The sequence below is a fragment of the Sorangium sp. So ce590 genome (assembly GCF_051521365.1).
Taxonomy (GTDB): Bacteria; Myxococcota_A; Polyangia; order Polyangiales; family Polyangiaceae; genus Sorangium.
On the sequence record NZ_CP150346.1, the window covers coordinates 3,718,440 to 3,739,971 of the forward strand.

Below are 21,532 nucleotides of genomic sequence, written 5' to 3' on the forward strand. Positions count from 1 at the left end.
GAGCTGCCCGGCGATCTCCGCCGGGCTCCACTGCCGAGGGCAGAGCCTGCTGCTCCCGGCACTGGAGGCTCCCCGTCCGAGCTACCCCGGACGAGCCGGCTCGGTCATCCGAGCCGGCGAAGCCGTCTACTCCGTCGTCTTGATGGCGGTGGGGAATTGAATGCTCAGGCTCACGGTGACCATGCTGGTGAAGTGGAATTCGCGGTCCTTGTCGTCCACCTTGTTGTCAGGGAACGCCTCATCCGTGCCGGCCCCGTGGTTGTCGAAGCCCGAAGTATTCCACTCGAACGGCAGGGCGCGCCACTCCGCGCCGAAGCCGATGAAGTCCGACGGATAGAAATTCAAGCCGAGGCCGAACGTCGGCGCGAGGGCCATGCGGCTCTCGAGCCCGAAGGTCTCCGCGCAGTTCGCTGTGCACTGCTTGCGCTCCTTCACCCCGATCGCCGCGAGCCCGGCGAAGAAGTTCACGTCGGTGTCCACGAAGAGCTCGGCGAACAGCGCCAGCTTGCCGCGGAAGGGCACGACCGTGACCTGCGGCGCCGCGACCCACTGGATCTGGGCTAGCTGGTCCTCCGTGAGCTGGCCTCGTGTCAGGTTGACCCTGGTCAGCTGGCACGCCTTCGTGAACGGCCGGTCGGCGCAGCTGCGGCTGTCGATCGCGACGCGCTGGAGCTCGTCCGTCAGCCCGGCGTTGTACTGGAACCCGTACCCGCCCCAGGCTCCGATGCCGAGCCAGTCGGTGAGGTGGTAGGTGAGGCGCAGCCCCGGCATGATCGTTCGCCGGTACTCGTCCAGCAGCGTGAACGACGCGCCTGGAGCCACCTCAAACCGTCCCTCGCGATGGAGCCGGAGCTTCCGCACGGCGGGTGCACCGGCCAGAGGGCCGGTCAGCTGAATCTCCTGCGCCTCGGCGGGCGCAGCCGTCATCAGAAGTGCACAGCCGGTAAGCCCTGCCACCACGGTGCAAAGGCTTTGGACGAATCGACGCATCATGCCTGTCCCCGTCTTTGGCTGAATCATCCCATGTCTCGCGCTCGGCGTCTGCGCGTCCCCACGTCCAAAGGCCTTACTTCGGCAGCCGGTATTCCCAGGAGAACGGCAGGAACACCGAGAACCCGACCTGGGCCTGCACGTTGTTGGTGAAGCTCTTCTCATCGGCCAGCCACGTGCTCTTGTCCTGGAGTCTGTCCTTGTCGACGCTGGGGTTCTCGAGCTCGTCGAAGAAGATGTAGTCGCTGACCTCGGCCATGGCCGCGAACCAGCGGTTGAAGAAGATGCGGATGCCCCCGCCGACGTGGAAGGCGAGCTTCGGCTTCCAGTCGAAGGTGCGGTTGTCCGGATCGACGACGGCCATGGGCCGCGTCGAGATCGCGCCGACACCGCCCAGTACGAAGAAGTCGTAGTGGAAGATGAAGTCGCTGAACCCGGCGAACTTGCCGTACGCGGGGACGTACGTGAAGTTCGCGTTCGCGTTCCACTGATACTCGGTGATCGGCTCACCGACACGCGCCGCCCTGCTCGTCTGGAAGTTGAAGTCCGACGGTGTGTTGAGGCCGGCGTACCAGTTGCCGTTGACCCCGATCGCGAGGACGTTGGTGAGGTACCAGTTGACCGCGAGCCCCGGACCGTTGTGACCGACGAACTGGTCGTTCATCGTCAGCCCGAAGTACGGGTTCACCTCGAAGCGGTGATAGCGCAGCGCGTAGATCTGCTGCACTGCGTAGGTCTCTGGCCTGAGCACCTTCGCCGCTTCCTTGTCCAAGTCGATCGTGGGACACGCCGTCGGATCGATCTTGCAGATGTCCCCAAGCCCCGCCTCCTCATCGCCTTCGGCCGGAACCGCAGGTCCCTCCGCCGGCTCCGTGCCCTCGGCAGGAGTCTCTGGCTCGTCGAGGTTAATTTCCTTGGGTTGCTCCTTTGGCTGAGCCGACGCCGTAAGCGGCACCGCGACCAACGCAGCCGCAACGAGAAGCCCCACGCGAGCCTGGTTCATCGCCATCCCTTCCGAAGTCCGTGCGATGTGAGCGATCGATCGCCCAGGTAGAACAGCTTCCTAACTACGCGAATTCATTAATTAATTCGGTCAACCGCCAAGCCCGACGGACTATATCACGGCGAAAATAAAAGGATCAACAACCAAATCCTTTTGCCCTGGGCGACCGCCGAGCCCCCCACGGCGCGCGCCCGGGTGGACTCGCGCCGATCGGCAATTTCGCTGCACAATCACCGCGGACCCGGATCCGCCGGTGTGCTTGCTCTGGGGGTTCACGATGGCGGTTCCTGACGGCTCAGCGGGTGCGGGCGAGGCGGCCCGAGAGATCGGACCATCGCCCATTTCTTTGACCGATGTCGAGGGGAGTGATTGGGAGGTGAGGGCAGATCGCTCGCCGCGGCGCCTGGTCTGCTCGGGCCTCGTCTGGCCTGGCCGCGCGCGAGGCTCCGCGCGCTGAGAGGCGCCGCGCTCGTCAGGCGGCCGCGTCTTCGGCGCCGCTCGCGCGGCCGAGCATCGCCTCCACGAACTCGTCGGGCTCGAACTCGCGGAGGTCCTCCGCGCGCTCGCCGATGCCGACGTAGCGGACGGGCAGCCCGTGCTCGGCGCAGATGCCGAGGATGACGCCGCCCTTCGCGGTGCCGTCGAGCTTCGTCAACACGATGCCGGTGATGGGCAGCGCCTCCTTGAAGAGCGCGGCCTGCTGCATGGCGTTCTGTCCGTTCGTGGCGTCGAGCACCAGCAGCGTCTCGTGAGGCGCCCCCTCGAGCGCCTTGTTCATCGTGCGCGCGACCCGGGCCAGCTCCTCCATGAGGTTCGTCTTCGTGTGCAGCCTGCCCGCGGTGTCGGCGAGCACGACGTCGGCGCCCGTGTCCTTCGCCTTCTGGATCGCGTCGAAGATCACCGCGCCCGGGTTCGCCCCGTCCTTGCCGCGCACGACCTCGCAGCCGACGCGCTTGCCCCAGACGTTGAGCTGCTGCACTGCCGCCGCGCGGAACGTGTCGCCCGCGGCGAGCACCACCGTCCGGCCCTCGGCCTTGAGCTGCGTCGCGAGCTTGCCGATCGTTGTCGTCTTGCCCACGCCGTTCACGCCGACCACCATCACCACGGTGGGCTGCGTCTTCAGCGAGAGCCCGCCGCCGGCGCCGACGCGCAGGATCCGCTTCGCGTGCTCGCGGAGCGCGTCCCAGACCTTGTCGGTGTCGGCGAGCTCGTTCCGGCTGAGCGCCGAGCGGATCTCGTCGAGGAGGAGCTCTGACGTCTTCACGCCGACGTCCGAGGTGAGCAGCACCTCTTCGATCTGCTCGACGACGTTGGGATCGATCTCCTTCTTGCCGGCGAACAGCGCCTTGAGCCGGCCGAAGAACCCCTCGCTCTCCCGAACCTTCGCGAGGCCCTTGCGGAGCCCCTCGATGTCGCGCTTGCGCGCGCCCGGGGGCGTCGTCTCCCGCGCCGGCCTGGCGAGGGCCGGCTTGGCCGGCGCCTCGACCACGGGCGCCTCCGCGACCGCGGACGCGGGCAGCGCCGCCTCGTCCGCGGGCGGTGGTACGGCGGGCACCTCGACAGGGAAGGGCGTCGCCGCGGGCGGCTCGTCCTGCGGCGCGGGCTCCTTCGCCTTCGCCGGAGGCGCTTCTTCCGCCGGAGGCTTCTTCTGGACACGCGGCTTGTCGGAGGGCTTGGCGGTGGGCTGCTTCGCCTTCTCCGGGAGCTTCTTCGGTTGGGGGGGCGCTTCGATCTCGGGCGGCGCCGCCTTCTTCGTGACGAAGTAGACGATCGCCGCCACCACGACGAGGCCGACGATAATTAGGGCGATTTCCACGTTGGCGTTCTCCGGCGAGGGAGCCGACTATATGGGACGTACCCCATACGTCAACGTGCGCTCGCGCGGTCGGCCGATCCGGCCAGCGAAACGGCAGGTCGGCGCGGCGGCAGGGTCGCCGCCGCGCGCCCCGAGCGCTCGGCTCACGGAGCGAGCTGGGAGATGCCGGGCTTCGGCTCCGACGCGCCGAGGTCCTGCTCGAGCCGCTCGTCGACGGCATCGGGCCCGAAGGCGGCGTGCTCGATCCGGGTCGCCCACGCCTCGACCTCGTGCTGCTGGACCCTGCTCGCCACGCGGCGCACGTGTCCGGGCGTCGGCTCCGGCGGCCCCTCGAACGGCGCGCCCTGCCGCCGCGCCCAGCGGACGAGGCGATCGAGGACGGCGCGGCGGCGCGTGACCAGCGCGATGCCCAGCTTGCTCGGCGGCGGGAGCGCCTGCTCGTAGCTGCTGTGCGTCGGCGCGCGCGCGACGAGCTTGGCGTCGCTCCGGTACGGCGCCTCGATCGAGAACTCGCCGGCGTCGTCGGTCACGGCGCGCGCGATGACGCCGCTGTCGTCGAAGGCGGGCACGACGATCGTGAGCTCGGCCCGCGCGATGGGCGTGCCGTCGTGCGCGTCGGCGACGGCGCCGCGCCAGCCGGTGGCGTCGTCGATCGGCCCCACGATCCGCACGCCCGCGCGGCCGGGCGGCGCGGCGGGCTTCTCGTCGCCAGCGCGCGCCTCCGCGCGCTTCGGAGCCCGCCGCCAGCCGCCGAGCACCCAGCCCGCGATCGCGAGGACGGCGGCGCCGAGCGCGAGCTGCCGCCACACCCCGGGGCCCGCGACGGGCACGTCGATCGCGAGCTCTGCGCCGGGGATCCACCATGGAGCGGCGGGCACGTAGCGGAGCGACAGCGGCACGGTCCCCTCGCGCTCGGCGATGAACGCGGCGATCACCCGCGCCTTGCCGGAGATCACCCCCGCGGTGCCCACGGGCTCGCCCGCGCGCAGCGCCTCGACGACGCCGCCCTCGACGGGGCCGCCGGACGAGCGCACCTCGACGTCGATCGGCACGCCGTCCTGCGCGCGCGCCGGCTCGACCGGGTGGGAGAGCGCGAGCGTGACCTGGGCGTACCGGACGACGCCCTGGCCGACGCTCGCCTTCGCGAGCGCGGCGGTCCCGCCGAAGCGCGCGCGCAGCACGCCCTGCCCGGCGCCACCGAGGCCCTCGGTCGCGAGCTCGAAGCGCGCGCGCCCGTCGCCGCCGGTCGGCGCCTCCGCGAGCCTCGTGCCGCGCTCGTCCTCGAGCACGACGGGGAGCCGCTCGCGCTCGAACGTCGCGCCGCTCGCGGCGCCTCGCGCGCCGCTGCGATCGATCCGGAGCGCCACGGTGACGTTGACGGTCGGGCGATCCAGATCGATCGCGTCCACCGGCGGATCGAACCGGAGGATCACCGGCGCGAGCGGGGCCGCGTGCGTCTCGATCGGGATCTTCGCCTCCGCCGGCTCGTAGAGCTTCCCTCCGGGGAAGCGGACGCGCAGCGTCGCGTTCGCGAGCGGCGCCCGCCCGCGGAGGCAGAACCCGCCCCGCTCGTCGGTCGAGATCGCGTACCCCCCGTGCGAGGCGCGGTGCTCGCGGCCGCGCGCCGCGCCGTCGGCCGCGCACCTCTCCGCCGTCGGCAGGTCCACGGGCGCTCCGCCGCCCGTGACGGCGTCGATGGAGAGCGGCGCCTCCGCGACCGGGCTCCGCGCGTCGTCGATGACGCTGCCGCGCACGACGAACCCGTCGGGCTCGGTCCACGCGACGGCGTCGATCTGCGCGCTTCCCCGGACATGGATGCGGAGCGGCGCACCTTGCGTCTGCGCGCGCGCCGGGAGCGCCGCGACGAGCGCGGTGGCCGCGAGGAGCGCCCCCTGTAGGCATCGTCTCAAGCCACGCATCTCCCGAACGCCTCCGGCGAGCTCCTCGTCATGGTCGCGCATTATTCGCCACGCGGGCAGCGCCCGGGCAAGGGGAAGCCGAGCCGCGGCAGCGCTGCGCTCGAGCCCGCCCGGGCGCGCGCGGACGAGACGAGGCGGCGTGGGCGAGCGCGGACGTGAGCGGACGTGAGCGGACATGCACGTGACACGTCGCCCGAGCGCCGGGGAAGCGTCGGGTAGACAGGTAGACGGGTAGATAAGTGGATGATGATGTCGTGTTCGCCCTGGAGCCCAACATGTCTCACGTCTTGAAGCCCCGCGAGGAGGCCGCGTCAAACCGTCCAGTTCGGTGGCAACGAGGAGCGAGCGAATGCAAGGCAAAAGTGCGAGCGTGTGCGCACCAAATTTCGAGTGCAGGCCCGCCGATCCGATCGCCACGGCCGCGATGCGCTCGTGTATCGTCGGACGTGGAATGCGTCGGCCCTTTCCTGCGCTCGTGTTGCTGGTTTTGACGCTTGTACTCTCTCTGATGCCCACGAGGAGCTACGCGGATCAGCGCACGAGCCACCTCGCCGAGCAGCTCAAGAGCAACGACGACTACCGTGTCCGGACGCAGGCGGCGCTCGCGCTCGGCGCGTCGGCGGACGACGCCGCCACGAAGCCGCTCTGCGACGCCCTGACGGACGCCAACACGTCCGTCAGGGTCGCGGCGGCCGCGGCGCTCGGCAGGCTCGGCAAGCCCGCGGGGCTCGCGTGCCTGCAGCGGGCCGAGGGCAGGGAGCAGAGCGCGGCCGTCAAGTCGCAGATGCAGAAGTCGATCGCGACGCTGTCCTCGGGTGGCGGGGGCGGTCCGGGGGCGCCGCCTCCGCCGGGCGCCGACACGAAGTACTACGTGGCCATCGAGATCACGAACAAGAGCGGCCGCCCCGAGTCCGAGATCGAGCCGCTCGTGCGCGCCGCGATCCAGTCGAAGATCCTCGCGAAGGCCGGCTACGCGGTCGCCCCCAAGGGCGAGACGCTCGCCCAGGGCAAGAAGATTCTGAACGGCAAGAAGAAGATGAAGGGCTTCTACCTCCTCGCCACGGTCGAGCCCGCCATGTACCAGGGCGGCAACCTCACGCAGGTGGTCCGCATCAGCATGTGGACTTATCCGTCCAAGGCGCTCCAGGGCGAGTTCGCGCCCAAGCTCACGCAGAGCGGCACCCCGAACAAAGACGTCCAGAGCGAGAACATCCTGATGAAGATGTGCGTCGAGAACGCGGTCGAGACCTTCCACAAGATCGTCGCCTCGCTGTGACGCACCATCGCGGCTCGATATTGGCTTTCCCCGTGCGTCACGACCCTTGTCATCTCCAGCCAGCTTCGAGGATCCCATGAGCGACGCTTCCAGCACGGCCCCGCAGACCTCCGCGCCGGAGGTCAGAGCGCGCTACCAGCGGAGCGCGCGGAACTACCTGCTCGATCAGAAATTCCAGCTGAAATACACGGGGTTCCTCGTGGGGATCAGCCTCGTCCTCTCCGTGGCGCTCGGGATGCTCCTCTGGAACGCCAGCTCGAAGATCATCGAGCAGAGCCGCGGCGCCGTGCAGCAGGGGCAGGAGACGGTCCGTCAGGGGCAGGAGACCGTCAAGCGCGGCCAGGAGGTGCTCGTCCAGAGCCGTCGCGTCAGCGAGGTCGTCGCGATGAACATCGCGAAGGAGTACAAGGACGACCCCGAGCTCGCGAAGACGTTCGGTGAGGCGGCGCAGCGCGACGAGATCAAGCTCAAGGACGAGCAGGCGCGGCTCGAGCGCGACGCGGCGACGCTGCAGCAGCACGCCAAGGCGCTCGAGCGGCAGGCCGCCGACGTCGCGGACAACCAGCAGATGCTGCTCCGCCTCATCGTCGCGCTGCTGTCGTTGCTCGTCCTCGGCGTCGGCGTCGCCGGCATCGTCTTCACGCACAAGATCGCCGGCCCGATCTTCAAGATGAAGCGGCTGCTCCGTCAGGTCGGCGAGGGCAAGCTCATCGTGCGCGAGCGGTTGCGGAAGGGCGACGAGCTCCAGCACTTCTTCGAGGCGTTCGAGAAGATGGTCGAGGATCTGCGGACACGTCAGCAGGCCAAGATCGAGAAGATGGACGCCATCCTCGCGAAGCTCGAGGCCGACGCGCGCGCGCAGAAGGTCACCGAGATCGACCCCGACGGCCTCGCGCAGCTGAAGCGCCTCCGCGCCGAGATGCAGGAGCAGATCGAGGCGTGACCGCGACCGCGCGCCGCTCCAGCGGCTGCGCACCCCCTCGAGCAGCCCCTGCAGCAGCTCGAGATCAACCCAAAATCAACCCGAATTTACGAACCTGAGCGAGCCAGGCGATCGCGTGGCCGCGTCGTCCTCTCCCCGACCACGGCGTCGCCGCGCTCCGCGCTAGAAGGCCGCTTTGATGTGCTCGATCGCTGCTTCTCCGTTCGGGAGGAACGTCACCGACGCGGCGTCGAAGCGCATCCGCTCCACGCCGCGCACGCGCGAGAAGCGGGCGCGCCAGAGCTGCTCTCCGGCGCGCCGCACGCGGGCGCGCTTGCCCGCGTCGATGCTGTCGAGGGCGCGAACGTACGAGCCGGCGCCGCGCGTCCGCACCTCGACGATCGCGATGACCGGGCCGTCCCGCGCGATCACGTCGATCTCCAGGCGGCCGACCCGCGCGTTGCGCGCGACGATCTCCATTCCCTGCGCCGCGAGGTAGGCGACAACGGCGTCTTCCGCGCGCACCCCGAGCGCTCTCCGCGCGTCCACCGGCGGAGCGGCAGCGGGCGTGAGCGCCGCGCGCCTCGGCGACGCCTCGCCCCGGGCGCCGCGCCGCGCGGAGCCCCCGGCGCGCGCGTCTCCACCGCTGCCGGCATCGTCCGTCGCATGGGCCGTCGGCGCTCCGGCGCGCGCTGCGCGTTCCGGGCGCGCCGTGCGCCCGGGCCGCAGGCCGTCGTGTGAGGCTGAATCGTCGCTGGAGGGGAGGGAGCCGCCGGCCTGATCGACCGGCGCACGTCGAGGGCTGCGCGAGGCGCCGCGGCCCGTCACCCGATGCCTAGAAGCCTTCGCACTGGTCCGAGTTGACGCGGCCGGGCACGTCGCCGCACGCCTGCTCGCCCTCGAACTGCGAGCCCTGCTTGATGCAGTACTTGCCGGTGATGTTCGGGTCCCCGAGCCCGACGTTCGGGCGGATCTCGGAGCAGGTGAAGCCCTGCGGGCACTCGCAGAAGTTGAAGTTCGGGTCGTCCGGCTCTCCGTCGGCCACGCCGCACCGGCAGGAGCAGTACACCGCCTGCTCCGCGTTCCGTTGCGAGTTGCCGGCGCACTGGCCGCAGACGGGCGACGCGACGGGATCCTCGGTCCCCGGCACGCAGCAGGGCTTCCCCTGGTTCTCCGCCGCGGACTTGGTCGGGTCCTGGCATAGGGTCTTGCCTTCGTCGGACTTGGGCATGCCGTCGTGGCAGATGTGGAGCGTGCAGACCCCGTCACCGCCGCAGGTCCACTCCGTCGTGGGGCAATCCGTGTCGGCGGTGCACCTGCAGAAGGCGCCCGCCGCATCGCAGTTGCCGCTGAGGCACTGCGCCTTGCCGCCGTCCGGCTCTGTCGGATCGCAGTCGGGAGCGTACGTCCCCGACGGCTTGCAGTCGGTGCATCCGGCCGCGTTGGGTTTACAGGTCGGAGGCGCCTCCTGGCCCATCGGGCAGCTCACGCGCCCCTGGAAGTGGTTCACCAGGCAGATCCGCGTCTGGCATTGGAAGGACCGCGATTCGATGTTCTCTTCCGTCACCTTGAAGCCCGCGAACTGCGGATCGTACTCGTCTTCGGGCAGGCACGGGTCGCCCACGCCGCCGCTTTCACACGCGGAGGGCAGGCTCGCCATAGCGACGACGCTGAGCAGGCCGAGCAGGCCGGACAGAATGGAACGGGTCATCAGAACGTGCTCCTTCGGCGGCGGTGCGCGCCATCGCCTCGGCTGAGGCGCGCGGACGGGAGGCAAGAAAACGCTCAAGTCGAGGTGCTCAAAGGCACAACGTCAGCGGTTGGACCCTAGACGAAGCGCGCCTTGAGCGTCAACAGCCGGATGGGGCGCGCCCCGACGAGGTCGGGGCCGTGCCCGGCGCACAGCGTTCGACCCCGCGCCCGCCCGTCCCTTGGCAGCCGGCGGCCACGCCTCCGCCGCGCGGCGCCGCCGTGGCGCTCGGGTGAGGGGAGCGGCCGCTCATCCTTGAGGAAGCGGTCGCGCTTCCGTTCGAACATTCCACCCTCAACTCCTACGCAGTGCGCAACCCCAAGGTCGACGCGGCGCCCGGTGTCTGAGGCCGGGAATGTAGAGCAGGCCCACAGCCGGCATCGCTTGACAAGCCGCGTGCCGCAATCCTACCATCCCCCGCCACACGCAAGTATCCGTTGATTCTCATTGAACTTTTTGGTTCTCGACCGAGCTGCCTCGGGGGTCTACGGCGCGCGCTTCCGGTGTGTGGAGCCGCGAACGGGGCGAAGGGGCCACGATTTTACGTCGCCGAAAGCGAGGAACGACGATGCGGAACCGGGTGGCGAGTATCTGCCTTGTAGCTTCTGCCCTCTTGCTATCCCCCGCCGTGGGGCATGCGCAGGCCGGCAAGGGTAAGCCCGTCGCGGCTGAAAAGGCGGACGCCAAGGGCAGCACGAAGCCCAACAAAGAGATCAACCTCGACGACGATGCGGGCCCCGTGACCGCGGGCCAGATGACGGAGGAGGCGGCGCAGGCGAAGCGGCTGTTCGACGGCGAACGGTGGAGCGACGCCGCGCGGCAGCTGAAGCGCGTCGTCGACGGCGACACCGGCGACGACGAGGGCAACCGGCAGATCGCGCAGTACCACCTCGCGATCGCGCTGTACCGGCTGCAGTTCTACCAGGCGAGCTATGCGATCTTCTCGCAGGTCGCCGACAAGCCGAGCCACATCAAGTTCAACGAGACGCTGCTCTGGCTGTCCAAGCTCGCGACGCAGCTCCCCGAGCCGGCGGACATCATCGAGCGCGTCGGCAAGTACAAGACCGAGCAGATCGCGCGCTTCAACAACCCCCAGCAGCGCGACCTCTACTGGCAGCTCAACTACCTGCTCGGCCGCTACAAGTACCGGAACCGGAACTACGAGGAGGCCATCGCCCTCTTCGCCAAGGTCGACCCCAACAGCAAGTACTACGTCCAGTCCCAGTTCTTCAGCGGCATCTCGTACGTGCAGCTGCGCAAGTCGGTGCCCGCGGTCAAGTCGTTCCAGCGCATCGTCCAGGCGATCGACGAGGGCGTCGAGGGCCTCGAGGACGAGGCGCGCATGCGCGACCTCGCGTTCCTCTCGATGGCGCGGACCTACTACTCGGCCTCTGTTCGCCTGGACGACAACAACGTCCCGACGATCGACGCTGCGAAGCTCTCGGCCGCCGTCAAGTACTGGAACCGCGTCGACGTCGCGAGCGAGTACTGGCTGGACAGCCTCTTCGAGGGGTCCTGGGCGTACTTCATGGCCGGGCTGTACCCGCAGGCGCTCGGCAACATCCACACGATCGAGGCGCCCTACTTCCCGAACTCGTTCTATCCCGAGGCCGACATCCTGAAGGCGGTCGTCTCGTTCACGATCTGCCAGTACGGCGACGCGACCACGATCGTCGCGAAGATGCAGAAGAAGTACGAGCCGATCAAGAAGGAGCTCGAGGCGATCCTGAACCGGTTCCAGGGGGAAGGGAACGAGGAGCGCTTCTTCCAGTTCCTGAAGGACGTGAGCGCCGGCAAGGCGAACCTGTCGCCGACGGTCCGTCCGATCGTCGAGAACGCGCTCTCGGACCGGCAGCTGCGCCGCAACATGGAGTACGTGCGCGTGCTCGACGAGGAGGCGGAGCGGTTCAAGAAGGCGCCCGCCAACTTCCGCAACTCTCCGGCGGGCAGCGAGGTGACCGACGCCCTCGACTTCGCGAGGAGCCTCGCGGTCCGGAACGCCGGCACGCTCGGCCGGGAGCGCTACCAGCGCAACCTCGACGAGCTCAACGAGCACCTCCGCGACTCGTCGAAGATCCTCATCGACATCACCGCGGCCGAGAGGAACAAGCTCGACCAGCAGGTCGTCAGCGGTCAGCTGTCGAAGGAGGACGCGCTCACGTACGGCGTCGTCAAGCCCGACGATGAGCACGTGCTGTGGCCGTTCGACGGCGAGTACTGGCGCGACGAGCTGGGCTTCTACCGGCAGGTCGTGACCTCGAAGTGCAGCAAGTGAGAGATTTCTTAAGGGTTCGCCTCGCGGCACGAGACCGCGGGGCAGACAGCGCTTCCTCACGGGGGTCCGTGGCGGAGGGACGGAGATGGAGATGAAGCAGTCGAAGTTCGATGTACTGCATGCGCTCCGCGCAGCGGCGGGCACGCTGGCCGTGGCGGCGTGCGCCGTCACGACGAGCCCCGCGTCGGCGGCGGACGCGTGCATCACACAGCCGGCGAAAGATGCGATCGCCGCCTGTCCGGGCGGCAAGCTCCAGGTGTCGGCGGGCAAGAAGCCGCAGGTCAGCTTCAAGTCGGCCCCCACGGGCGTTCAGCTGAAGAAGCGCGACGACCTGACGAAGCCGACCAACCCGACGGCTTCGCAGGCCTCGGCGCAGCGCGACGAGCGGCGGAACCGCCTCGCCCCCAAGGTAAGGAGCCTGCTGATCACCGAGATCCAGGGCCTCGAGGGCCTGTACCGCTCGACGCCGAAGAACGCGCCGGATCGACCGAAGCTGATGCGGCGGCTCGCCGAAGGCTACGTCGAGCTCGAGTCGGCGGCGTTCCGCGACAAGACCGAGGGGCAGATCAAGGCGGACGAGGCCAAGCGGAAGAACCCGAAGGCGGTCGCCGCGATCCGGGCCGAGGTCGGCAAGGCCGACAAGATCCTCGCCGCCGCGCGGAAGAGCGCGATCAAGTACTACACGCAGCTCAAGACGCAGTACCCGAAGTACTGCCAGAGCACCAACGCGTCCGACCCCGCGAAGAGCACGGGCTGCACGGACGAGGTCCTCTATTACCTCGCCTACGAGTACGAGCAGGCGCAGCAGCTCGAGGACGCGCGCAAGGTCTACTTCGAGCTCATCAAGAACTGGCCGAACTCGAAGTACATCCCGAACGCGTACCTCGCGTTCGGTGAGCTCTTCTTCAACGAGGCGCAGGGCGACCCGTCCAAGTGGGACCTGGCCGAGCAGTCGTACGTCAAGGTCACCCAGTACCCGGCGCCCGAGAACAAGGTCTGGGGCTACGCCCACTACAAGCTCGGGTACGTCTACTGGAACAAGGGCGACTTCGCCCGCGCCATCAGCGAGTTCAAGAAGACGATCGAGTACGGGCAGCAGTTCCAGCAGATGCCGAACGCGGCGCAGCTCGCGATCTCGGCGCGGCGAGACATCATCCCCGTCTACGCGCTGGCGGGCGATCCGCGGAAGTCCCATGACTTCCTCCGGCCGCTCAGCGGCGACTCGAGCGGCAGCTCCGAGAAGACGTTCAAGATGATGGACGACCTCGGGCAGAACTACCTCGACACCGGTCATTACAAGGAGGGCATCGAGCTCTACACCGACCTGATGACCCGCGATCGGGGCCCGAAGTTCTGCGTCTACCAGGGGCACATCGCCGAGGCGACGCTCGCCATGAAGTCTGGCAACAAGGACCAGATCGTGGACGTGCTCGGGCGCCAGCTCGACGTGCACAACAAGTTCCAGGGCGACGGGCACCCGGCGGACGCCAAGCTGAAGTGCTCCAACATCACCGCCGGCCTGATGACCGAGACGGCGATGGCCTGGCACCTCGAGGCGGTGGGCTCGGGCGGCGTGCGCGGCACCAGCGACAAGAAGACGATGCAGCTGGCGGCGCAGCTCTACGACAAGGTCGTCAACAACTTCAAGCAGGAGCAGTTCGCCAAGTTCGAGTTCCCCCGCATCCTGAAGGAGGACTGGCCGAACATCTTCAAGATCAAGTACGCGATGGCCGACCTTCTGTACTTCCAGAAGGACTGGGCCAAGTGCGGCCCCGCCTTCGACTCGGTCGTGGCGGAGGATCCGAACGGCCCGCAGGCGCCGGAGGCCGCGTACGCCTCGGTGCTCTGTTACCAGAACATCTACACCGAGACCCACAAGGACGGCTCCCACTTGAAGGGGGCCGGCAACCTCCCCGATCCGAGCACGGGCAAGAAGGGCGAGAAGGACAAGAAGGCGGACAAGGCGAAGTTCCAGCCGAAGGACTTCACCGACAGCCAGAAGGGCATGATCACCGCCTTCAACCGCTACGTCTGCTACATCAAGCCCGCCGCGAACGACAAGGATGCGCAGGAGCAGTACGTCGAGGTGAAGTACGCGCGCGGCCGCACGTACTTCGAGGCGCAGCACTGGGAGGAGGCCGCGCTCGCGTTCCGCGACGTTGCGCTGAACCACGCCGACAAGGAAGTCGGCATCTACGCGTCCCAGCTCTACCTCGAGTCGCTCAACGTCCTCGGCGCGAACATGGACCCGCCGCGTCCGTCTTGTTACGACGACATGGCCGCGGACGTGCCCAAGTTCATCGATCTCTACTGCAAGGGCGGCAAGGAGAAGGAGAACGCCGAGCAGTGCGGCATCCTGATCCGCATCCAGCGCGACATCGAGCGCCTGCGTGCCCAGAAGCTCGTCGAGGCGGCGGACGCCGCCGGCGGCGTCGAGGCCCTCAAGAACTACGAGAAGGCCGCCGTCGCGTACATGGACATGTGGAAGAAGTACGGCGAGGCCGCGTGCGAGGCGAGGCAGCCCGCGTGCGACAAGAGCGAGGAGGTCCTCTACAACGCCGCGAAGGCGTTCCAGGCCGCTCGCCTCATCGCCAAGTCGATCTCGGCGCGCAAGATTCTGCTCGATCCGAGGTACAACCTCCACAACACCGAGCTGGCGAAGACGTCGATCTACGAGATCGGCGGCAACTACCAGGCGATCGCGGTCTATGACGAGGCGGCGAACTGGTACGAGCGCTACGCCCGCGAGAACCCGAAGGGGGACAAGGCCGCGGAGGCGCTCCAGGACGCGGTCGTGTTGCGGCTCGGCCTCGGCCAGGAAGACCAGGCGATCAAGGACGCCGACCTCTTCAACAAGAACTACGGCAGGGCGAAGCCGACGCAGACCGCGCAGATCGCGTTCGCGATTGGCGCGCACTACATCGACCGCGAGGACTGGGACCAGGCGCGCAGGCGGCTGTCGACGGCGATGCCGCAGATCGACCGCAACGCGACGTTCGACGTCCAGGTGCAGGCGCACGCGATGTACGCGCGCGTCCTGCTACAGACGAAGAGCGTGACCCCGGCGAACGGCGAGTACAACAAGGTCCGCGGCTACTGGAAGGACCCCGCGGCCGCGCTGAAGAAGCTCAACGCGATCGGCGGCGAGGAGCCGGAGCAGCTGCGCCGGCTCGGCAAGGTGCTGACCGCGGTGGGCGAGGCCTACTTCCACTTCGCGGAGCAGAAGCGGAAGGACGTCGATAAGATCAAGTTCCCCGAGTACAAGGGCGCCGGGAACCGCGAGGACGTCCTCAAGCACATCAACACCAAGGTCGCCGACTGGGTGAAGAAGAAGCGCCCGGCGATCGAGGCGGCCGACGCGGAGTACCAGAAGATCCTCAAGCTGGAGCCGACGCCCCCGCCGAAGTGGGTCATCGCCGCCGGTGCGCGCGTCGGTCAGATGTGGGGCAAGTTCGTCGCCGAGTTCCGGGCCGCTCCCATTCCGAAGGAGTGGAAGGGGCACGGCCTGGTGCCGGGCACCGACGTCTCGTACGACGAGATCCGAGGCGAGTACTACTCGCGCCTGGATGAGGCGAGCGAGCCGCAGAAGCAGATGGCGAAGGGCGCGTTCAAGACCTGCCTCGACCTGTCGGTGAAGTACCAGTACTTCGACGATTACTCGCGCACCTGCGAGGTGTGGCTCTCGAAGAATTACGGCGCCGAGTACCACCTCATCGACGAATTCCGCGGCTCTCCGTCGCGGGTCAACTCCGGCTTGAGCGATCGTCCGGCACCGCTGAACCTCGACGGGACCCCCTTCCGAGAAGCGCTGACCGCGACCGACAAGCCGGCTGCGACCAAGGAAGAGGGTGAGGACAAGAAGGCGGCGCCCGGCGGCTCGAAGGAAGGCTCGGCGCTCGATCGGGCCACGACCCGACCCAGGAAGTGATGGAGCGAAATATGAGAAGCATCACCTCATTGGCAGCGGTTGCGGTGCTCCTGCTGGCCGCGACGGGTTGTGGCGGCGGGAGCGTCAGCGGTACGTCTCGCGCGGCGAAGGACCCGACGACCGGCAAGGAGCTCACCGACAGCAAGGGCAACGCCGTGTCGGTCAAGGCGGCCAACAAGTTCAAGACCGCCATGGACACCATGGTCCAGCACGACAAGGTTGGGGACTGGAGCGAGGCGACTTGCAGCTCGACGGCCCAGCTGTTCCTGGACGCGGCGGACGAGCAAGGGGACGCGATGTTCGCCGAGGCCATCTACAACGCGGGGCTCGCGTACCAGCGTTGCAAGAAGGACTCTGAGGCGAAGAAGCACTTCCAGCAGGCGCTCCAGAAGAACCCGAAGTTCCACCCGGCGCGGGTCCAGGTGGCGCTCTACAACCTGGCGGAATCGGGCGAGAAAAACATCGACGCGGCGATCAGCGAGATGCGCCAGGCCGCCGTCGTCGATGCGCAGTACAAGAACGTCGAGGCGCTCGTGCACCTCGCGCTCCTGTACATGAAGCGCGGCAACCAGGTCGCCGACAGCGACGGCCCCAACGATTTCCAGCGCGCGAAGCGGTACATCCAGAGCGCGCTGGCCGTCGACGACGCCTTCATGCCCGCGTTCAACCAGCTCGCCATCTACTACCTGGAGACGGCGAAGCAGAAGGCGGGCCGGAGGTCGGGCAAGGCGGTCGCGGCCAGCGTCAGCAAGCAGAAGAAGATCGACACGCAGGCGCTGGAGCTCGCCGCGCTGGTCTGCTCTCAGGCCATCCGCAAGAACCCGAACTACGCGCCGATCCACAACACCGCTGGCATGATCCAGGTCGAGCTCGCGAACCTGAACGGCGCCGTGCAGGAGTTCAACCTCGCGAGGAAGCTCGACCCGACCTTCTACGAAGCGCAGATGAACTACGCGGCGGTGAACCTCCAGTTCCGCGGGTTCCAGCAGGCAGAGGAGGCTTACCGCGCGGCCTTGAAGATGCGTCCGAACGACTACGACGCACACCTGGGGCTCGCGCTCGCCCTGCGCGGTCAGATCGACGACGCGAACTTCGACAAACTGGTGGCGGCCGCCAGCGCCGAGCTTGACTCCGCCAAGAAGCTCGCCCCCGAGCGTCCCGAGACCTACTACAACGAGGCGATCCTGACCCAGGAGTACAAGGCGAAATCGGGCGGCAAGTCCGCCGAGGGCGCCCTCCAGTCGGCGAAGGGGCTGTTCGGCCAGTTCATCCAGAAGGCGGGCTCCAATGCCGAGTTCGTCGACGCGGTGAAGCGCTCGAAGGAGCGCATGGAGGAGATCGACCAGATCATCGCCTTCAACAAGCAGACCGAGGCCGAGCGCAAGGCGGCCGAGGCTGACATGAAGACGAAGGAAGCCGAGCAGGAGGCCGCTGCCGGGAACGAGGGCGAAGGGGGAGAAGGGGCGACTCCGGCGCCCTAGGCAGAAGGAGCCTTGTCCCAGGCGCCGTCTGACGCACGTCGCGAGCGGCCCGAGCCCCAGGGAGAGCAAGCCAGGGATACTGCAATATTCCGAGTGAGCTCAACCGGCGTCCCGGGCCGTGTAGCGGTGCGTCAGACAGTGCTCCGAGCCCCCCTCTCTCGCTGCACGTAACACGCTGCACGTAAGGAGAGGGGGGTTCGTCGTTTCTTCGCAACGCTCTGGGAACCTTGGGTTGATTCGGTTGTCGAGGTGAGTGTGGGTCGTGCTCTCCGACGCCTCGATGGCATGCGAAGCTGGTTGACCGGCCGCCGCGTCCGGCGGTACAATGGCACTGTAACCGCGTCGAAACATTGTGAGGAGGCTGGAATGAGAGGGTTGACCCGATTGGGTGCGGGAGTCGTGGCTGCCGTTCTTACGAGCGTGGTCGCCTCATCGGCGTTCGCGCAGGCCGCTCCGGGCGGCGCCGGCGCTGGGAAGAAGGATGAGGGCTACGGGTACGAGTTCTCCGACGATCCGCTGAACGCCGGTGGATTCGGCCCCAACGACGCCACCATCCGCGTGCGACCCGGCCCCGTCCGGACGACGCTGATCCGGCCCCGCACCTCGTTCGTTCCGGAGATGCTCAAGTCGGTCGAGAACCTCTGATGTGTCGGGCAGGTTGGCGCCTGCCCTATCGATTTATCCCCCGGTGCCGGGGGCGTGCGCCGCGGGGCGTATAGGGAAGGCTGGCGGAGATGGAAGGCAAGCAAAGGGTCGCTCTCACATTTGCGCTCTACCAAAACGAAGCGCTCGTCCGTCGAGAGACGATCACGCAGGACATCGTCAAGGTAGGCAAGGACGCGAAGAGCCATCTGCGTGTCGATGACGAGCTTGCCTCGCGCATGCACGCGGTCATCGAGGTCGCCTCCCCGCAGGACATCACGCTCATCGATCTCGGCAACGAGCCGGGGACGATGGTGAACGGGGCGCGCGTCAACAAGTGCAAGATCAGCCCAGGCGATCAGCTCCAGATCGGCGGGACGAAGATCATGCTGGAGCGCGCCGAGCCGGTGGCGGTGGCCGCGGCAGCGGGCCCTGCGAAGCCGGTCCCCGCGAACCCGTTCGCCGCCGCGCCACCGTCGAACCCGTTCGCGGCCGCGCCGTCGAACCCGTTCGCGGCCGCGCCGTCGAACCCGTTCGCCGCGACCGCTACGAGCGGGGCAGACCCGTTTGCCTACAACAACCCGTTCGCGCAGTCGGCGCCCGCCGTCGACGAGGTGCCCCCGGACGCGCCGGAGGGCTCGTACACGTACACGCTCGTGAAGAACGGGCCGGACGTGCCGAACGAGGAAGTCGAGGTCCCGGCGGCCTCCGTCGAGATCATGATTTTGTGGGATGCCGCGGTGCTTCACGTCGCGCACCTCACGCCGCCGCGCTCCTTCTACGTGGGTGAGGAGGAGAGCAAGAACTTCAAGTGCGACTACTTCATCCCCTCGGAGAAGCTCGGCACCACGCGGGCGCCCATCGTCCTCGCCGACCGCACGGGCTCGGTCTCCGTGGTGCTCCTTCCCCGCGCCACCGGCACGATCGATATCCCGGGGACGCCGAAGATGACGGTGCAGCAGGCGATCGACCAGGGCCGCGCGCAGCCTTGCTCCGAGCTGTCGGGCGCCTACCAGATGGCGCTTCCGTCCGGCGCGAAGGCGAAGGTCGAGATCGACGGCATCGCCTTCCAGGTGTCCGCCGTGAACGCAGGCAAGGCTGTGGCCGGCCACTTCCAGATGGACTCACAGAGCCTGCTGTACACGGGCCTCTCCATGGCGGTGCACCTCGGGCTGCTCGCGGCGATGGCCTTCTTCATGCCGCCGCTGGGCGACACGGGAGAGGACGGGATCTCGGCGGACCAGCAGTTCCTTATCCAGCAGTACCTCGCGGCGGCCGCCGAGAAGGAGATGGAGGAGAAGGAGACCGAGCAGGTCGCCGAGAACGCGGCGGACAACAAGGAGGGTGGCACCGGTACGCGCGCCAAGGGTGAAGAGGGTTCGATGGGTAACCCGAACACCAAGGCCACCGGCAACCGCTACGGCGTCCAGGGCCCCGCGGACAACGCCGATCCGCACATCGCCCGCCAGGCCGCGCTGCGCGACGCCGCGGAGTTCGGCATGATCGGCCTGCTGAACGCCGGCGCCGGCGGCGACCCGAACGCCCCGACCGCGCCGTGGGGGCGCGACGATTCGCTGGGCAACGATGCGCTGAGCGCCCGCGGCAACATGTGGGGCGATCAGATCGGCGACTCGTTCGGCGCGGGCGGCCTCGGCCTCTCCGGCATCGGCGAGGGCGGCGGCGGGCGCGGCGAGGGTATCGGCCTCGGCTCGATCGGGACCATCGGTCACGGCGCCGGCACCGGCACGGGCCAGGGCTTCGGCTCCGGCCACGGCCGCCTCGGCGGGTCGCATCGCACCAAGCCGCCGCAGGTGCGCATGGGTGCGACGAGCGTGAGCGGCCGTCTGCCGCCCGAGGTCATTCAGCGTATCGTTCGCCAGAATTTCGGCCGATTCCGGCTTTGCTACGAGAACGGCCTCAGGAACAACCCGAATCTGCAGGGCCGCGTCGCGGTGCGCTTCGTCATCGGGCGCGACGGCGCGGTCTCCAACGTCGGTAACGGCGGCTCGGACTTGCCGGACAACGGCGTGGTCTCGTGCGTGGTGCGGGCGTTCTACGGCCTGTCGTTCCCGCAACCCGAGGGCGGTATCGTCACCGTCGTCTACCCGATCATGCTCAGCCCCGGCGGCTGAGCTCGCCTCGCCGGTCGGCTCTCGCGAGCGCCCCGCACGCACTGTGCGGGGCGTTTGCCATTTCGGGAGCCGGGTGCGGCAGGCGCCGGGCACCGCTCGGCGTCGCCGGCGCTCGCCGCGCTGCGGTCGTGGGGGGCCAACGTCGGCGTGCGTCATCGCGGGGGAGGGGACGGGGGCTCGCCGGAAGGCGCTGCCGGCCGGCGCATGACCGGGGTCGAAGCCCTGGACTTCCGCGGTAGCCTCCGCCTATTCTCGCGACGCCGCGCGAGGTTGAACGCGCGCCACCTCAGGACGCTTGTGACGGTGCCACACGGAACGGCGCAGCCCGTCTCCGGATTGCTGATGGAGCGGCGTAGCCGGCTCCGGGAACTGTTGGAGGAGCGGCGGAGCCGACTCCGGGAACCGTTGGAGAGGGGCGGCGTGACCCCGCGGACACTTGGACGCCGGCAGAGCCGATCCCATTCGAAAGGTGAGCAGATGAAGCTTGGGGCATTCTTGATGGTTGGGCTGGTCGCGGCGAGCGCGGCGGGGCTGGGCTGCTCCCGGCATCGGCAGGAGGCCGTCATCCTGGCGAATCAGGCCGACAAGGAGGTCGCCGTGAACCCCGAGGGGGCGGCCAACAAGTACGAGCAAGCGACCAAGCTCGACCCCACGAACCACCGCATCTTCTTCAAGCTGGCGATGGCGCACAAGAAGAGAGATGCGTGGGATAAGGTCGCATCCACGCTGGCTCGCGCCACGCAGATCGCTCCGAATTTCGCCAACTACTGGTTCGAGCGAGGCTGGGCGCTCGAGCAGCAGGCGAAGAAGAAGACGATCTCCTACGAAGAGGCCAAAGAGCCCTACCAGAAGTGTATCGAGAACGATCCCAACTTCGCGGACTGCTACTCGCAGCTCGGGAACGTCTACCTCTGGACGGACGACGAGCAGAAGGCGCTCGAGAACCTCACCAAGGCGATCGAGCACAACCCGAGCGAGATCCGTTACTACGCGGCGCTCGCCGACCTGTACACCCGTCTCGGTTACACGAAGGAGGCGGAGCAGGTGCTCAAGGAGGCGAAGTCGCTCGCGAAGCCGGGGGACAAGTACCTCTTCGGCGTCCACAGCCTGCTCGCGTCGGTCTACCAGGAGCGCGGGTCCACGGCGGAGATGGTGACCGAGCTCGAGGCCGCTCGAGCGGTTGCCCCGGCGGATGGTCCGGAGTCGGTACAGATCCTCTGGAGTCTCGGGAGCACCTACGCGACCCTGGATCCGCCGCGCAAGCAGGAGGCGATCCAGATGCTCAAGGGGTTCACTACGCGCGCCTGCAAGGGATCGAGGGCGGCGAGCTTCAAGACCGAGTGCGAGACGGCGAACACGCTCGTCGCGCGGCTCGGTGGCCAGTAGCCGTGATGCCGC

At 68.2% G+C, this 21,532-nt stretch carries 15 protein-coding genes; 8 read left to right on the top strand and 7 right to left on the bottom strand.

The window, feature by feature from the left end:
* Positions 1-126: 126 nt before the first annotated feature.
* The 4 genes from WMF28_RS14155 to WMF28_RS14170 form a co-directional block, all read right to left on the bottom strand.
* Complete coding sequence (locus WMF28_RS14155; protein WP_437602741.1) at positions 127-822, bottom strand: hypothetical protein; 696 nt, start codon at positions 820-822, stop codon at positions 127-129.
* Between the two features lie 244 nt (positions 823-1,066).
* Positions 1,067-1,762 carry an outer membrane beta-barrel domain-containing protein gene (locus tag WMF28_RS14160; protein WP_437602742.1) on the bottom strand — a complete coding sequence of 232 codons (696 nt, stop codon included), beginning with the start codon at positions 1,760-1,762 and terminating at the stop codon, positions 1,067-1,069.
* 703 nt (positions 1,763-2,465) lie between these two features.
* Positions 2,466-3,809, bottom strand: a complete 1,344-nt coding sequence (ftsY, locus tag WMF28_RS14165) for a signal recognition particle-docking protein FtsY (RefSeq protein WP_437602743.1) — start codon at positions 3,807-3,809, stop codon at positions 2,466-2,468.
* A gap of 143 nt (positions 3,810-3,952) precedes the next feature.
* Positions 3,953-5,728: a carboxypeptidase-like regulatory domain-containing protein gene (locus WMF28_RS14170; protein ID WP_437602745.1), complete on the bottom strand. Its 1,776-nt coding sequence runs from the start codon at positions 5,726-5,728 to the stop codon at positions 3,953-3,955.
* A 508-nt stretch (positions 5,729-6,236) separates the two neighbouring features.
* On the opposite strand from WMF28_RS14170, the gene WMF28_RS14175 reads away from it, so the two are divergent.
* Entirely contained in the window at positions 6,237-7,004 is a 768-nt protein-coding gene (locus WMF28_RS14175) for a HEAT repeat domain-containing protein (RefSeq protein ID WP_437602747.1), read from the top strand.
* Positions 7,005-7,080: 76 nt separating this feature from the next.
* Complete coding sequence (locus tag WMF28_RS14180) at positions 7,081-7,947, top strand: HAMP domain-containing protein (protein WP_437602749.1); 867 nt, start codon at positions 7,081-7,083, stop codon at positions 7,945-7,947.
* A 162-nt stretch (positions 7,948-8,109) separates the two neighbouring features.
* Here WMF28_RS14180 and WMF28_RS14185 read toward each other — a convergent pair whose 3' ends face one another.
* The 3 genes from WMF28_RS14185 to WMF28_RS14195 form a co-directional block, all read right to left on the bottom strand.
* Positions 8,110-8,475 (bottom strand): YraN family protein, encoded by a 366-nt coding sequence (locus WMF28_RS14185; protein WP_437602750.1) that lies wholly within the window; start codon positions 8,473-8,475, stop codon positions 8,110-8,112.
* 286 nt (positions 8,476-8,761) lie between these two features.
* Entirely contained in the window at positions 8,762-9,637 is an 876-nt protein-coding gene (locus WMF28_RS14190; RefSeq protein WP_437602751.1) for a hypothetical protein, read from the bottom strand.
* 116 nt (positions 9,638-9,753) lie between these two features.
* Entirely contained in the window at positions 9,754-9,963 is a 210-nt protein-coding gene (locus WMF28_RS14195; protein ID WP_437602752.1) for a hypothetical protein, read from the bottom strand.
* A gap of 341 nt (positions 9,964-10,304) precedes the next feature.
* On the opposite strand from WMF28_RS14195, the gene WMF28_RS14200 reads away from it, so the two are divergent.
* The 6 genes from WMF28_RS14200 (at position 10,305) to WMF28_RS14225 (ending at position 21,520) form a co-directional block, all read left to right on the top strand.
* The gene (locus tag WMF28_RS14200) at positions 10,305-11,951 is read left to right on the top strand and encodes a tetratricopeptide repeat protein (RefSeq protein ID WP_437602753.1); all 1,647 of its coding nucleotides are present in this window, start codon (positions 10,305-10,307) and stop codon (positions 11,949-11,951) included.
* A gap of 91 nt (positions 11,952-12,042) precedes the next feature.
* Positions 12,043-15,879, top strand: coding sequence for a hypothetical protein (locus WMF28_RS14205; protein ID WP_437602754.1), 3,837 nt, complete (start codon positions 12,043-12,045; stop codon positions 15,877-15,879).
* 29 nt (positions 15,880-15,908) lie between these two features.
* Positions 15,909-17,360 carry a tetratricopeptide repeat protein gene (locus tag WMF28_RS14210; RefSeq protein ID WP_437602755.1) on the top strand — a complete coding sequence of 484 codons (1,452 nt, stop codon included), beginning with the start codon at positions 15,909-15,911 and terminating at the stop codon, positions 17,358-17,360.
* 399 nt (positions 17,361-17,759) lie between these two features.
* On the top strand, positions 17,760-18,005 hold the full coding sequence (locus WMF28_RS14215) for a hypothetical protein (RefSeq protein WP_437602756.1): 246 nt from the start codon (positions 17,760-17,762) through the stop codon (positions 18,003-18,005).
* 89 nt (positions 18,006-18,094) lie between these two features.
* Positions 18,095-20,134 (top strand): AgmX/PglI C-terminal domain-containing protein, encoded by a 2,040-nt coding sequence (locus WMF28_RS14220; protein ID WP_437602757.1) that lies wholly within the window; start codon positions 18,095-18,097, stop codon positions 20,132-20,134.
* Between the two features lie 477 nt (positions 20,135-20,611).
* Complete coding sequence (locus WMF28_RS14225; protein ID WP_437602758.1) at positions 20,612-21,520, top strand: tetratricopeptide repeat protein; 909 nt, start codon at positions 20,612-20,614, stop codon at positions 21,518-21,520.
* The last annotated feature ends 12 nt before the right edge of the window (positions 21,521-21,532 follow it).

Excerpts from the sequence above, each read along its gene's own strand:
- WMF28_RS14170 (WP_437602745.1), bottom strand. The coding sequence starts at position 5,728 with ATGCGTGGCTTGAGACGATGCCTACAGGGGGCGCTCCTCGCGGCCACC.
- WMF28_RS14175 (WP_437602747.1), top strand. The coding sequence starts at position 6,237 with ATGCCCACGAGGAGCTACGCGGATCAGCGCACGAGCCACCTCGCCGAG.
- WMF28_RS14180 (WP_437602749.1), top strand. The coding sequence starts at position 7,081 with ATGAGCGACGCTTCCAGCACGGCCCCGCAGACCTCCGCGCCGGAGGTC.
- WMF28_RS14190 (WP_437602751.1), bottom strand. The coding sequence starts at position 9,637 with ATGACCCGTTCCATTCTGTCCGGCCTGCTCGGCCTGCTCAGCGTCGTC.
- WMF28_RS14195 (WP_437602752.1), bottom strand. The coding sequence starts at position 9,963 with ATGTTCGAACGGAAGCGCGACCGCTTCCTCAAGGATGAGCGGCCGCTC.
- WMF28_RS14205 (WP_437602754.1), top strand. The coding sequence starts at position 12,043 with ATGAAGCAGTCGAAGTTCGATGTACTGCATGCGCTCCGCGCAGCGGCG.
- WMF28_RS14220 (WP_437602757.1), top strand. The coding sequence starts at position 18,095 with ATGGAAGGCAAGCAAAGGGTCGCTCTCACATTTGCGCTCTACCAAAAC.
- WMF28_RS14225 (WP_437602758.1), top strand. The coding sequence starts at position 20,612 with ATGAAGCTTGGGGCATTCTTGATGGTTGGGCTGGTCGCGGCGAGCGCG.